This window comes from Thermosulfuriphilus sp. (assembly GCF_054026695.1).
On the sequence record NZ_JBPMLP010000021.1, the window covers coordinates 11,391 to 24,671 of the forward strand.

Sequence of the window (13,281 nt, forward strand, 5' to 3'; positions counted from 1 at the left end):
GAGGAGAATATGGTGTCTGAGGCATCTTGCCCGGTTGATTGGGTTGATGAAATTGAGGAGCCAATCGATACCACTATCGATCAACTTGGTCCCTGTAAGATAAAGTCTCCCTTCCCTCCGGAGCGTTGTTGGTTTATCTCTGAGAGTGACCGGGTTCTTTTGAGGATCTCGGCCCGTTCGATAGAAGAGGCTATAAAGTCTGGTCGGCCCATTCCTTCCCTTGAACTGGCTGGACCTCGGGAGAAGATCTACTTTGATCCTACCAAACTTCGCTGTGCCATCGTCACCTGTGGCGGTCTTTGTCCGGGGATCAATGATGTCATAAGAAGCATTGTCCTCACCCTCTACCATTCCTATGGTGTTCGGCACATCTTTGGTATTCGCTACGGTTTTCAGGGCTTTATCCCCAAATATGGCCATGAGGTCGTGGAACTTACCCCGGAGAGAGTCTCAAGCATCCATGAGGTGGGGGGAACAGTCCTTGGTTCCTCTAGGGGACATCAGCCTATTGAAGAAATCGTCGATGCCCTTGATCGGATGAACATTGGAGTCCTCTTCCTCATCGGTGGTGATGGTACCTTGCGGGCTGGCAGTAAGATTGTGGAGGAGATCAAACGTCGAGGACTTAAGATCGCCTTGGTGGCTGTACCCAAGACTATAGACAACGATATTTATCTAGTCTCTAAGACCTTTGGGTTTGATACGGCGGTTGAAATGGCCTGCCAGGCCATCCGTTCGGCCCACACCGAGGCTATAGGGGCCCCTTACGGGATTGGTTTGGTCAAGGTGATGGGGCGATATTCCGGCTTTATTGCGGCTAGTGCCACCTTGGCTCTCAAGGAGGTCAACTTCTGCCTTATTCCCGAGGCCGATTTCGATCTCGAAGGCCCCAGAGGCCTTCTATCGGCTTTAAGGGAGCGCCTTCTGGCTAGGCAACATGCTGTCATTGTGGTGGCCGAAGGTGCTGGCCAGAGGTATGTCCAGGGGCCCAAGACCGAACGGGACCCTTCAGGCAATATCAAATTAGGCGACATTGGCGCCTTCCTCAGGGACAAAATCAAAGAATATTTCTCCCGGATCGGGATGCCTATCTACATGCGCTATATTGATCCCAGCTATATCATCCGCAGCGTTCCGGCCAATGTTGACGACCGTATCTATTGCGGCTTTCTGGGACAGTACGCCGTCCATGCGGCCTTGGCCGGAAAGACGGGAATGCTTATCAGTCGTTGGAATGGTCGTTATGTCCATGTGCCTATAAGGGCGGCCATCTCCAAACGGAAGCAGATCAACCTCAAGAGTCGTTTTTGGTTAAGTGTTCTGGAATCAACGGGACAGAGTTCCCTTAAGAATGAATAAAGTATCTTCTCGGTCCAGAAAATCCCGGTCCCAAAAGGCCGCCTCCGGACGTTGTGAGGTCTGTGGGGAGGAGAAGCCTCTTTGTTGGCGATGTGGTCAGTGCGGTTATCTTATCTGTCAGCAGTGCATGATGGCTGGCCCTCGTCCTTTCTCTTGCAACTCTATAACCTGGGTCTGCCCCAATTGCCTTAACTGGGAGCCGCTTTAGCTTAGAGTATTGTCGCCCTGGTGGGGCGCCTTTTGCGCGGAAGGACAATAGAGAGGGCCTCTTCTACCCGGGAGACAAGATGGAAGGTGATCTTGTCTCGGGCCTCTTTGGGGATTTCCTCTAGGTCCTTTTCATTTTGTTTAGGTATGATGACTTCCTTGATCCCGGCCCTTAAAGCCGCAAGGACCTTTTCTTTAATTCCTCCCACAGGCAGTATTAGTCCCCTTAAGGTGATCTCTCCGGTCATGGCCACATCATGACGGACACTCTGGTCAGTAAGCATGGAGACCAGGGCCACCAAGATGGTGATCCCGGCACTGGGGCCGTCTTTGGGGATGGCTCCAGCAGGGACGTGGATGTGGATGTCATGTCGGTCAAAGAAATCTTCGGCAATACCCAATTCTTGGGCCTTGGAGCGAATGTAGGACAGGGCTGCTTCGGCACTTTCGCGCATTACCTCTCCGAGTTTGCCGGTGAGGATAAGGCGACGATGACCCTTCATCCGGGTGGCCTCTACAAAGAGGATCTCTCCTCCAAAAGGGGTCCAGGCAAGGCCTACGGCCACTCCGGGGATCTTTGTTCGTTCAGCCACTTCAGGCAGATATTTTGGAGGGCCCAAAAAGCTAGCAAGATCCTTGATCTTGACAGTAGTTGTTTCCCGATTACCCATGGCTACCTCTTTGGCTACTGCCCGGCAGATGGCCGCTATCTGGCGTTCTAGGTTTCGCAGACCGGCCTCACGGGTGTAATGGCGAATGATGTGGAGTAGGGCCCCTTTGGTAAACCGGAGGTGCCTTGGTTTTAGGCCATGGGCCTCAAGCTGACGGGGTATAAGATAACGTTTGGCAATATGGATTTTGTCCTCCTCAGTGTAACCGGGAATCTCAATGACCTCCATCCGGTCAAGAAGTGGCGTCGGAATGGTATCGAGGACGTTGGCCGTGGCAATGAACATTACCCGGGAAAGATCGAATTCAAGTTCTAAATAATGGTCCGAGAAGGTAGCGTTCTGTTCTGGATCGAGGACTTCTAGGAGGGCCGAGGCCGGATCTCCTCGAAAGTCGGCCCCCAGTTTGTCAATTTCATCAAGCATAAAGACCGGGTTGTTGACCCCTACCCGTCGCAGTCCTTGGATGATTCGACCTGGCATTGCCCCGACATAGGTTCGACGATGGCCGCGGATCTCGGCCTCATCTCTCACTCCACCCAGGGATATGCGGAGAAACTTTCGCCCCATAGCCCGGGCAATAGAACGCCCCAGGCTGGTCTTACCCACTCCCGGGGGGCCGACAAAACAGAGTATAGGACCTTTGGTGTCGGGTTTGAGCTTTCGGACAGCTAGATACTCCAAGATGCGATTTTTTACCTTCTCCAGATCGTAATGGTCGGCATCTAGGATGGCCTGAGCCTCTTTGAGGTCCAGACGGTCTTCGGTAGCCTGCCTCCAGGGAAGCTCAAGAAGCCAGTCCAAATAGTTACGAACAACGGTATATTCAGCCGAAGAGGGGTGCATGCGGGAAAGACGTCTTAATTCGCGTTCGGCCTCCTTACGGACATGATCCGGAAGATCGCTCTCTTTTATTTTGACCTTAAGCTCCTCTATCTCTGCGGCCTCGGCCTCGCCGAGCTCCTTTTGGATGGCCCGAAGTTGTTCCCGAAGGTAGTATTCCCGCTGGCTTTTTTCCATCTGATCTCTGACCTGGGCCTGAATCTTCTGCCCTAGCTCCAGGATCTCCACCTGACGGGTGAGGATGTGAAGGGTCTTCTCTAACCGTTTTTTAACCTCCAGGGTCTCTAAGATCTCCTGCCTCTCTGGAAGAGGGATGTTTATGTTGCTGACTACCATATCAGCCAAGACGCTGGGATCATCGATGTTGGTCGCTAAAGTCTTAAGTTCTGAGGGCATCTGAGGCGAGAGATCAAGGATCCTGGTGAACTGATTACGAACGTTGGCCATCAGGGCCTCGGTCTCAAGGTCTTTTTCCACTATATCTTCAAGTATCTCCACTCGGGCCTTAAGGTAAGGGTCTTCCGCAGTTACCTCCAATATTCTGACCCTGGAGATGCCTTGAATGATAAGGCGGATATTTTCCTCTGCTGTTCGGGCCATACGAAGGATAAGGCCCGCTGTGCCAATACCAAAAAGTTCCTTCTTCCCTTCTCCAGCTAATCCAACTACGACCACCGTCCGGTCAGCGGCCACTGCATCTTCGATCAGCTTAATAAGCCCCGGCTCACTGAGCACCAAAGGAATGACCATGTGGGGGAAAAGCAGGGTTTCTGATACCGGAAGGACAGGGTATTCCTTGACCTCTTTTTCCTCTCGGTCCTGTATTTCGATCTTTTTGTCTTCTTCTTTCACCTTGGTCATTTCTGCTGACTCCTGGAAAAGAACAGTCTTAAACTAGAGAGAAGATGATGAGAGATTGAGCCTCTCAAAGGACACTAGGAAGTTAAGTCGACCTTAAGAAATTTCAATGTGAACCCGGTCTTTCGGGAAGACAATCCGGAGGATCCCATCCTCATACTGGGCCTGAGCCATCTCAACGACGATGCTCCGCGGCAGAGCTACTACCCGTTCAAAGGCCCCATAGGGGATCTCCATCCGGTGGTATCTTAAAGGATCCTGAGGGCAAAGACGTCTTCCTGAGACCAGAAGATAATTTCCCTGGACGGTGACCCGGAGGTGATCTTTATCTATACCCGGAAGGGGGATTAGAACCACCACTTCTTTGGCGGTCTCATAAATATCTACCTCTGGAATCCAGGGGCGATAGCTAGGATAGCGGTAACTCCAGACAAAACCAAAGATCTCTTTGGCCATCTCGGAGAAGGCTTTCTCCGTTTCCGAGAGGCCTTGACTCACCTGAATCTTTATAACCGGCATAATCCCCCCGAAGATCAGATCTTTAAATTGAGAAACGAGGAAAGGATCTCTTTAAGGGTGGCTAAGCTGAAGGGCTTCTTTAAAAAGGCGTCGGCACCAGGAACAGATGAAGGATCGACCTCATAGCCACTGGCAATGACAATCCTGGTCTCTGGGGATATTTCTTTAAGAATTGGGGCCAAGTTGCGACCGTCTATATCTGGCAGGGAAACGTCGAGAAAGATGAGAGAGAATCTCTGTGACCGGGTAAGGGATTCGGCTTCTGAACCGTCTTGAGCCTCTTTAGTCTCTACACCGAGGTGTTTGAGCATCTCTACCATAATTTGACGCACCAGTGGTTCGTCATCAACCACCAGTACGGAAGGACGATCAGCCATAACAACCCCCGTGAAAATTTTCACTATCCCTTTGCGGGAACATAAATGTTTAAGAAAATACTGTCAATTTTTCTTACCGAAATCAGCCTCCCTCCCCTATAAGGAATAAAAAACGACCAGTAAGAAAGACTAAAAATTATTCTACTAGATTTCCTTCTATAAGACCAGTAATAATAAAAGATTTCGGATCCAGGTGATAGTGATCGGTCTTAAGATAGTGATAGGTTCCGGAAATAAGATCCACGGTGCCAAGGTTTTCTAAAACCCACCTCAGGGTCTGCCTATCGTTTCCAGAACGTTTGAGGGCCATGGCCAAGAGCATTACGGCGTCCCAGGGGGAGGCGCTGAAATACTCCGCTGGTCTTCCAAGCCTCTTCAAGGCCAACTGGAAACGACTTTGGCCTTGGGTGAGGATAAACTTGGGCCAGACGGCCTTTACCCCCGGAGGAAGGATCCGGGGACGAAAGTCAACCGAGGCCGTCTGATATCCTAAGAAAAGGGGAGGAAAGCTGTTGCCTGTCCAGGAGTTGACTACTGTGGCCGAAGGTCTCGGGCCAGCCCAGGCAACAATGGCCTGGATTCCTTTAGATTTAAGGTTTCTAAGTTGGGCCTCTACGTCAGTATCTCGAGGGCCAAACCATTCTCGGGCAACGATTCGAAGCCGGAATTCGGCAGCATAGGCCTTGAGCCAGACAAAGGCTCTTCGGCCCTGCCGGTTCGAGGGCAAAAGAAGTCCAATTTGGGTAAGACCTTGGTCTCGAAGGTATCCATAGAGGGCCTTGATGGCCGGAGGGAGAGCTGGTCCAACCTTAAAATTGTAAGAAAAGGGCTCCCCTCGCCTCCGGAAAAGGGGCTCCTGGCCAGCGGTGATGATCAAAGGAATCTTTTTCCAGTCCGCTATCTTTCTTAGGCCCATGACAGATCGAGGTTCAGAAGGACCTATTAGGGCCACCACCCCTTGCCTGATGAGCCTTTGGGCCTGTGAGGTGCTGTGTTCCGGAAGGCCCTGGTCATCAAGGATGATCAGCTCAAGGGGCCGGCCCCGGATACCTCCTCGTTGGTTGACGGCCTCAACTGCCGCTAAGGCCAACCCTTGGTATATCTGGCCCTGCTGAGAGCCCGGACCAGAGAGATCAAAGATGGCTCCTATCTTTATCGGAGGGGCCGCTTCAAGGGGAGTAACTATGAGAAGAAGTAAAACCAGGGGGAGCCAGAGCATGGGTTATTTGAGTTTTTTGAGGTAACTACGGGCCGTTCGGGCTTGTTCGGAGCGAGGATACTTCTTGACTAGGCGTTTGAAGATGATTTTGGCGCTTTCGGTATCCCCCAACCTCAAGAAGGCCAATCCTTGTTTGAGCATGGCTGCCGGGACCTTAATGCTTTGGGGATACTTTTCGATGACCTTTTGATATTCCAGGATAGCCTCTTCGAAACGTTTAAGTTGATATTCACACTCTCCTATCCAGAAGATGGCATTGGCCGCTCTTTTACCCCGAGGGTATTCCTGAAGGTAGCGTTTGAAGACCTCTTTGGCCTTTTGGAACTGTTTCTTTTTGAATAGCTCAAGGCCCTGGTCATAGAGCTCTATTTCGGCCTCGATCTGGGCTACTTTTTCGGTCTTGGCCTTGGCGGCCTCCTTTAGAGCCTTCTTCTGAGATAACTTGGCCACTTCGGCCTCAAGAGCCTCAAGTCTGGTTAAGATCTCGCTTTGGAATTGTCTGATGGTCTCTTGGGCCTTTTTCTCCCTGAAAGCCAGTTCCTCAAGACGTCCGTCAACCCTCATGAGTTCGGCCTTGAATCTTTCGAGCTCACTGGCAAGCTCTGCCTGGTGGCGAGAGAGGGTCTCTAGTCGGCCCTTTTGGCTCTGGGCCATCTTCTGGCGGCCTTCCTTAAGGGACCGGACCTCACCTTCTAAGCTGGCCAGCCGTTGTTCCAGGGAATCGCAGAGCTGGGAGAGGGTGGCCAGACGGTAGTCGAGGCTTTCTATATCCTGCTGTTGGGCCACACAGGCCGAGAGCAAAAATAGAAGAAGGATAAGGATGACGCGCTTCATAGCGCTTCTATCTTGCCTTTGGTCGGTGGCCATTGTCAACAGGCCTAATCCAGGCGTCTAATCACAGCGATGAAGAAGCCTACAGATCTGGTCTGGTGGGGATAGAAACGAGCGGCCTTGAGCACCTGAGGATCAAATTCTCGATTCTTGAACTGTCGAATTCCTGGTTGGCAGGAAAGGGGATAGTCCTGGGCCAGGAGTTCGGCCGGTCTGCGGGTCAGAAGATAATCGACTACGGCTTCGTTTTCTAAAGGGTTAAAAGTGCAGGTGGAGTAGACCACAATTCCTCCCTTCTTTACTAGATCAAAGGCCCGTATAAGAAGCCCCTTCTGGATGGCTGGAAGATCGGTCCGGGTATCTTTTTGATAGAGGATCTCTCCGTTTTCATTTATCCGGTAGCGTCCCTCCCCTGAACAGGGAGCATCTACCAGGACTTTGTCAAAAGATGGCCCCATGGGAAACATCTCTCCTCGATATTGGGTGGTAACCACTCCGGTAATTCCCAGGCGTTTCAGGTTTGAGACCAAGGCCGTAAGCCGGTCTATTCTCTTATCGTTGGCCACGATGAGAGCTCTGTCGGCGGTGACCTGGGCCATGTAGGTGGTTTTACTTCCCGGGGCAGCACATAGATCAAGGATGGTCTCTCCGGGCTGGGGATCTATAGCCAGTACAGGTAGGGCCGAAGTAATGGTCTGGGGATAGATATAGCCCAAATAGTACTCTTCAGTGGTTCCTACCGGATAGCCCCAGGGCGAAATCTCAAAAAAGTCCGGCATTCCTGGGACCTCCTTGAGCTTTACTCCCTTGTCTTGAAGCCCGGAGATGACCCTTTCTTTCCGGGGGCACTTAATGGTATTGATCCGGATATACATGGGCAGAGGTTCAAGTAGGCTTTGGCTAAAGAGTTCAAAATCCGGGATGATCTGGCGATAGGCTTCAAAGATTTCGACCATTGAGGAGGACCTCTTTTAGTTTTTGGTGGTCGCTGACGACATAATCGGCCTCAGAAAGATAGGCGGGCTCTAAAGTGGTGGTAATCCCCAGGCAGATGAGCCCGGCTTCTTTGGCCGACCGTATTCCTGCTGGGGCGTTTTCTATGGCGGCCGTCTCCTGGGCCGAGGTTCCCAAGGCCTCCAGAGCCCGGAGATAGGGTTCAGGGTGGGGTTTACGTCGTTTGACCATGTCTCCGGTAAGAATAAAGTCAAAGAGGCCCTGGAGAGCACGGGGCAAGATCTCCCTGAGGACTTTAAGATGAGAGCTAGTCACCAGAGCCAGCCGACGTCCTTGGTTTTTAAGGTCGCTCAAGAGATCAGGGATCTCTGGGTATGGTCTTACCAGATGGCGATATTTTTGGGCAAAGATTTCCTGCTGACGGGCAAGGATCTTTTTGAACCACTTTTCTGTGGGGTCTATTCCCTGGCCTGAGAAAAGCCTTCTGGCTGAAGATAACTCTATAGCTCCCTCATGGAGATAAAGAAGTTCTTCGGGAATATCGAGACCAAATTCTTGAAAGGCCTCCCGCCAGGCCCTCACATGGTAGGGCATACTATCCATCACCACCCCGTCCATGTCGAAGACGATAGCTTCCTTCTCAGGGAGGCTGTCTTTTTGTTGTCTTTTTACCATTTATTAAGCCTTACTAGGGCCATTTTGATCTCTTCTGGATTAACACCCTGGATGAGGATTCGTTTGTCCCTTCCTTTGTGGCCGGATATGATAGTTAGTGCCGTAAGTGGGAGAGAGAGTCTTTGAGCCATAAAAGAGAGTAGGGCCTTATTGGCCTTACCCTCTACTGGGGGAGCGGCCAGGCGGACCTTGATCGCCTGACCGTGACGGCCGGCTAATTCCGTTTTTTTGGCCCGGGGCTGGACATGGACCTTGATGATTACCCCCTCAGGGTGGGGCAATACGGCCTCATCCATGGATGACTTTTTTACTCGAGCCGAGGGCCTTCTTCAATCTCTTCTGTTTCTTCGGGTTGGGAGACTTTCTCTCCCGCAGGTTCTCTGTCCCGGGGCTCTTCTGGATGATCCAGGAACTCTTGAGCCTCTTTTTCGGCTTTGGGTGAGGAATCTAGAAGATCCAGCCAACCAAGGAGAAGGCCTTTTAGCTCGGCCATCATCTGGGTCTTTTTCTTGATGAGCTCCCTTATCTCCTGGTGTAGTTGCTCCCGATCCCTTTCGGCCTCCTGGCGGATACGTTCGGCCTCAACTCTAGCTTCTTTGAGGATAAGTTCGGCCTCGGCTCGGGCCTGGTCCTTGATCTCCTGGGCTAGCCTTTGAGCCGAGATTACCGCCTCCCTGATCTGGGCCTCTTCTTCCAGGAGCCGGTCCAACTGTTTTTCCTTCTTCTTGAGTTCGTCTTTTAAGGAATGATTCTCCTTGAGGAGTCGCTGGATTTCCTGACCAAGTTCTTCCAGAAAGGCGTCAACCTCGCCTCGGTGATAGCCGAAAAGGCTACTTTTGAATTCTTTTTCTTCGATATCAAGGGGCGTGATCGGCATTATCTCAACCTCAAAGAAAGTTCATAAAGCGAGGGAACCAGAAAATGCTGGAGAAAAATGATCCCTAGGATGGCCACCATGGGAGATAGATCGAGTCCTCCCATAGGGGGCAGAATGCGTCTGATTCGGTAAAGAACCGGCTCTGTAGCCTGGTAGAGAAACCTTACAATGGGATTGTAAGGGTCTGGGTTGACCCAGGAGATAAGGGCCCGAGCGATGATAATCCACATATAGACCGTAAGGACGATGTCGATTACTGAGGCTAAGGCCTTTAGAAGGTTGCTCATCACGAACACCGCTTTACCTCCTCGCCAGAGACTAGATCAGCCTCGTCCAAAAGGACAGATTGGGAACCGGCAGGGTTTGCAGTTCAAACAATAGCCACCATGGCCTAGTTCGGCTAGTTCCCGGCGGCCTATTTTCTCCCCGGCCATAATCCGGGGCAGGACAAGATCGAGAACCGTAATCCGATGATACATGGCGCAGGCCGGGATTCCTAGTATGGGGACGTCTTTGATATAGGCTACCAGGAACATGGCCCCTGGAAGGACGGCTGAGCCGTAGTATATCTCCTGGGCTCCAACTTCTTTTATAGCCACCCTGGTGACATCATCGGGATCAACCGACATGCCTCCAGTACAGAGAATGAACTCGGCTCCAGCTTCCAGGGCCGACTGAATACGGCTCTGAATAACGGCGACCTCGTCCGGGGCAAAGGCCACGGAGATGATCTCCGCCCCCAGGAGACTAAGTTTTTCCCGCATCACGGGTTCAAAGGCATCGCTTATCCGTCCATAGAAGACTTCACTGCCAGTGATCACCAAGGAAGCCCGTGATCTTATAAACGGCAGGACCTTGAGGATACCCCTAGTTTCTCTGGCTATTTGAGCCGCTTGATCTACCAGGCTCTTTTTGACCACCAAGGGAATGGCCCGGCCGGCAGCCAAGCTTTCCCCGGTCCTGACGAAGAGATTCCCGTGTCTGGTAGCCAGCATAACCTCCCCCAAGAGATTAAGGGCCAAAAGAGCCTCTTTTTCTACCTTGAAGAGGCCGTCTCGGGCAGCCTTAAAGGTGATCTTGCCCTCGACGACCTCAGGATCAAAGCTGACTCCCTCTCCCGCTACTGCCTTAGCCAAGATGAGAGCGGCTTCGTTTTCATGAAGGTCGTCCTTTTCGTACTCTATGACATAGATGTGATCCTTGCCCAGACGCTTAAGATGGGGGATATCTTCGGCGGTGATGATATGGCCTTTGCGGAAGGCCGGTCCTTTGAAGATCCCCGGACGAATTTCAGTGATATCGTGAGGGATGACCATACCAACGGCTTCTTCTACGGGTACGGTTCGGTATTTCATCCCTTAAGCCTCCTAAAATAACCCCCAAAGGCACAGGCTCGGCAGAGGAGCCTTCCGTCTTTATTTACGTCTCGGCCATCCTGGACCCAATCTCCACAGATGTCACAGCGGACTCTTCGTCGGGGCCGGCCAGGAAGATCAAATTCATTCACCTTGACCTCGACCTCCTCTGTCTGGAAGAGTTCTTCATCGCCTAAAACCCGATAAGCTTCAAGCTGGCGTCGGTAACGATCTTCGATTTCTGGAAAGAGACGATCAGCTAGCTCTCGGGCTTCTTCTCGGGCAACAATGCGGAAGGCTCGGCCCGTTTCTAGGTTGACAAAGGTGGCCGCCATTATGCCGTAATCCACAAACTTAAGGGACCTTTTGCCAAGGCTACACCCGGTGACCGACTGGATGGCATCGGTGGCACACCGATCTATCTCCACGTAGACGAGGAATTTCTTTCGATCAGCCCCACGGGGATCTCTGATGCCTATTAATTTAAGACCCAGGATAGCCAACCTCACTCCCAGGACTTGCCCGGGACATAGGTGCCCATGGGTCTTTACTGATTCCTTAAGGAATTCTTCGAAGTTTTGGCTCTCAATCATCCTTCATTTATCCTGTTTAGAACCATATCTGGCCTGAAGATATTCGTCCAGCCTTTTGGCCAAAGGCCTAGTCATCCCTGGCACCCGGGCTATTTCCTCTATTGAAGCCCGGGCTAGAGCCTCCAGGCTTCCAAAGTGTTCGAGGAGCCGGGCTCGGCGGCGAGGACCAATCCCTGGAATTTCCTCCAGAGGAGAAGCCAGGGCCTTTTTGGCCCTGGTGCGTCGATGGAAGCTTAAAGCAAACCTATGGGCCTCATCTCGGATCCTCATCAGGAAGAGAAGGGCTTTGTTTTGTGGGGAAAGGATAAGAGGATTTTTCCGTTGAGGCAGATAGATCTTTTCTCCCTCGGCCTTCCTCTCCTTGGCCAAAGCACAAAGACTGATCCTATTCTCCAGCCCGAGATCTTTAATTATTTCTAAGGCCACGTTGAGCTGGCCTTTGCCTCCGTCGACAACCAGAAGATCAGGTAGATCTTCTCCTCTTTTGAGACCTCTAGAGAGAAGCTCTGCCATCATGGTGTAGTCGTCAGGGCCTGGTGAGCGAAGGTGGAGGTGTCGATAGGCAGGCTTATCTGATTCTCCATCCAAGAAGGAGACCAAAGATCCAACAGGGGCCTCGGACTGCATATTGGATATATCAACACAGCTTACCCGATGGGGAGTCTGAGGAAGCCGGAGTCTTTTCTTAAGCTCCTGGGCTATCTCTTCCCAGGATCCCTCCGGACTGGGGCCTCTTTTTAGTATCTCTGTGGCGTTGTCCTTGGCCAGTTTGAGCATTTCGGCCCTCATTCCCCTCTGTGGCCAAATTAGACGGACCCGGTGACCGGCCAAATCCTCTAGCCATTGGTTGAGGGCCTCGGAGGCTTCCAAAGGCCCGGGAAGAATGATCTCTTCAGGGATAAGCTTGCCTTCATCATAGAACTGTTCGATAAAACTGTTGAGAAGCTCCCCTTCTTCTGTGGCCCTAGGAAAGTAAAAACCTTTTTGACCAACAAGCTGGCCTCCACGTATAAAGAGCAGGGCTATGGCTGCCTGTCCTTTTGGGTTGATGGCCAGACCAATAACATCCCGGTCCTTTTCGTCTTGGGAGACCACCACTTGGTCCTCTAAAGTTCGTTCAATGGCCTTGATCCTGTCCCTCAAGAAGGCCGCCCTTTCGAACTCAAGCCTCTCTGCAGCCTCTTCCATCTCTTTTTTAAGCCTTTGAAGGACGGTTCGTTTATGGCCTCGGAGGAAGAGGATCACCTGGTCTACCAGTTGGCGGTAATCATCTTCGCTTATAAGACCCACACAGGGGGCCGTACAACGGCCGATCTGATATTTAAGGCAGGGCCGAAGCCGTCGAGAGAATTCGGCATTGCCACAGGTCCTCAGAGGAAAGAGTCCTCCCAAGAAACGGAGGGTCTCTTTTACGGCTTTAGCCGAGGTAAAAGGGCCAAAGTAAAGCTGGCCGTCTTTTTTGCGGCGGCGAACGAGATGGACTCTGGGGAACCTTTCTCGGATAGTTAGCCTAATAAGGGGATAGTTCTTGTCGTCCCTAAGGACGATGTTGTAGCGAGGCCGATAGCGTTTAATCAGGTTGGCCTCCAGAATGAGGGCCTCTTTTTCGTTGCGGGTAAGAAAGATCTCAAGGCTTGTGGCCCGGCTGATAAGGGCCCTGGTCTTGGGAGAAGGACTCTCATGATGAAGGTAGCTGGCGATTCTCTTCCTCAGATCTCTGGCCTTGCCGACGTAGAGAAAATCTCCTTTTTGATCCTTGAATATATAAACTCCTGGGGCCTCAGGGATCTGCCGCAGGTCCTGACTAAGGTGGGCCAGTTCAAGGTTTAGACCTTCTGGGAGCCAATCTTTTGGGGAAGGAGATTTGTCCATCTTTAGCCTTAAAAAGTTTATTTGCTTTTAAAAATTTTTCCTTAATCCGATATTATTATCAATTCCTGCCGGGT

Annotated in this window: 14 protein-coding genes; 1 reads left to right on the top strand and 13 read right to left on the bottom strand. The window is 51.6% G+C overall.

The genetic code is table 11. The features are described 5' to 3' along the window. Positions 1 to 9: 9 nt before the first annotated feature. A complete protein-coding gene (locus tag ACXJJX_RS03110) occupies positions 10 to 1,359 on the top strand; it encodes an ATP-dependent 6-phosphofructokinase (protein ID WP_456431938.1) in 1,350 nt (449 codons plus the stop codon). A 209-nt stretch (positions 1,360 to 1,568) separates the two neighbouring features. On the opposite strand, the gene lon is transcribed toward ACXJJX_RS03110, so the two are convergent. The 13 genes from lon to uvrC all read right to left on the bottom strand — a co-directional run bounded on the left by lon (position 1,569) and on the right by uvrC (position 13,207). Then, complete coding sequence (gene lon / locus ACXJJX_RS03115; protein ID WP_456431940.1) at positions 1,569 to 3,938, bottom strand: endopeptidase La; 2,370 nt, start codon at positions 3,936 to 3,938, stop codon at positions 1,569 to 1,571. A gap of 93 nt (positions 3,939 to 4,031) precedes the next feature. After that, on the bottom strand, positions 4,032 to 4,454 hold the full coding sequence (locus ACXJJX_RS03120) for an Hsp20/alpha crystallin family protein (protein WP_456431942.1): 423 nt from the start codon (positions 4,452 to 4,454) through the stop codon (positions 4,032 to 4,034). A gap of 14 nt (positions 4,455 to 4,468) precedes the next feature. Further along, entirely contained in the window at positions 4,469 to 4,831 is a 363-nt protein-coding gene (locus ACXJJX_RS03125; protein ID WP_456431944.1) for a response regulator, read from the bottom strand. A 136-nt stretch (positions 4,832 to 4,967) separates the two neighbouring features. Next, complete coding sequence (locus ACXJJX_RS03130; protein ID WP_456431946.1) at positions 4,968 to 6,050, bottom strand: ABC transporter substrate-binding protein; 1,083 nt, start codon at positions 6,048 to 6,050, stop codon at positions 4,968 to 4,970. A 3-nt stretch (positions 6,051 to 6,053) separates the two neighbouring features. Then, on the bottom strand, positions 6,054 to 6,884 hold the full coding sequence (gene ybgF, locus ACXJJX_RS03135; protein ID WP_456431948.1) for a tol-pal system protein YbgF: 831 nt from the start codon (positions 6,882 to 6,884) through the stop codon (positions 6,054 to 6,056). Positions 6,885 to 6,928: 44 nt separating this feature from the next. Beyond that, a complete protein-coding gene (locus ACXJJX_RS03140; RefSeq protein ID WP_456431950.1) occupies positions 6,929 to 7,837 on the bottom strand; it encodes an NOL1/NOP2/sun family putative RNA methylase in 909 nt (302 codons plus the stop codon). Then, positions 7,821 to 8,510, bottom strand: a complete 690-nt coding sequence (locus ACXJJX_RS03145; RefSeq protein WP_456431952.1) for an HAD family hydrolase — start codon at positions 8,508 to 8,510, stop codon at positions 7,821 to 7,823. The genes ACXJJX_RS03140 and ACXJJX_RS03145 overlap by 17 nt, the downstream gene beginning before the upstream one ends. After that, positions 8,504 to 8,806 (bottom strand): DUF167 domain-containing protein, encoded by a 303-nt coding sequence (locus ACXJJX_RS03150; RefSeq protein ID WP_456431954.1) that lies wholly within the window; start codon positions 8,804 to 8,806, stop codon positions 8,504 to 8,506. The genes ACXJJX_RS03145 and ACXJJX_RS03150 overlap by 7 nt, the downstream gene beginning before the upstream one ends. 11 nt (positions 8,807 to 8,817) lie before the next feature. Beyond that, positions 8,818 to 9,387, bottom strand: a complete 570-nt coding sequence (locus ACXJJX_RS03155; RefSeq protein ID WP_456431956.1) for a DivIVA domain-containing protein — start codon at positions 9,385 to 9,387, stop codon at positions 8,818 to 8,820. Next, on the bottom strand, positions 9,387 to 9,683 hold the full coding sequence (locus tag ACXJJX_RS03160) for a YggT family protein (RefSeq protein WP_456431958.1): 297 nt from the start codon (positions 9,681 to 9,683) through the stop codon (positions 9,387 to 9,389). Before ACXJJX_RS03160 ends, ACXJJX_RS03155 begins: the two co-directional genes overlap by 1 nt. Positions 9,684 to 9,710: 27 nt before the next feature. Continuing rightward, entirely contained in the window at positions 9,711 to 10,742 is a 1,032-nt protein-coding gene (locus ACXJJX_RS03165; RefSeq protein ID WP_456431960.1) for a molybdopterin-binding protein, read from the bottom strand. Continuing rightward, the gene (locus tag ACXJJX_RS03170) at positions 10,739 to 11,335 is read right to left on the bottom strand and encodes an FmdE family protein (RefSeq protein ID WP_456431962.1); all 597 of its coding nucleotides are present in this window, start codon (positions 11,333 to 11,335) and stop codon (positions 10,739 to 10,741) included. The genes ACXJJX_RS03165 and ACXJJX_RS03170 overlap by 4 nt, the downstream gene beginning before the upstream one ends. Before the next feature lie 3 nt (positions 11,336 to 11,338). Next, positions 11,339 to 13,207, bottom strand: coding sequence for an excinuclease ABC subunit UvrC (gene uvrC / locus ACXJJX_RS03175; protein WP_456431964.1), 1,869 nt, complete (start codon positions 13,205 to 13,207; stop codon positions 11,339 to 11,341). Positions 13,208 to 13,281: the final 74 nt, after the last annotated feature.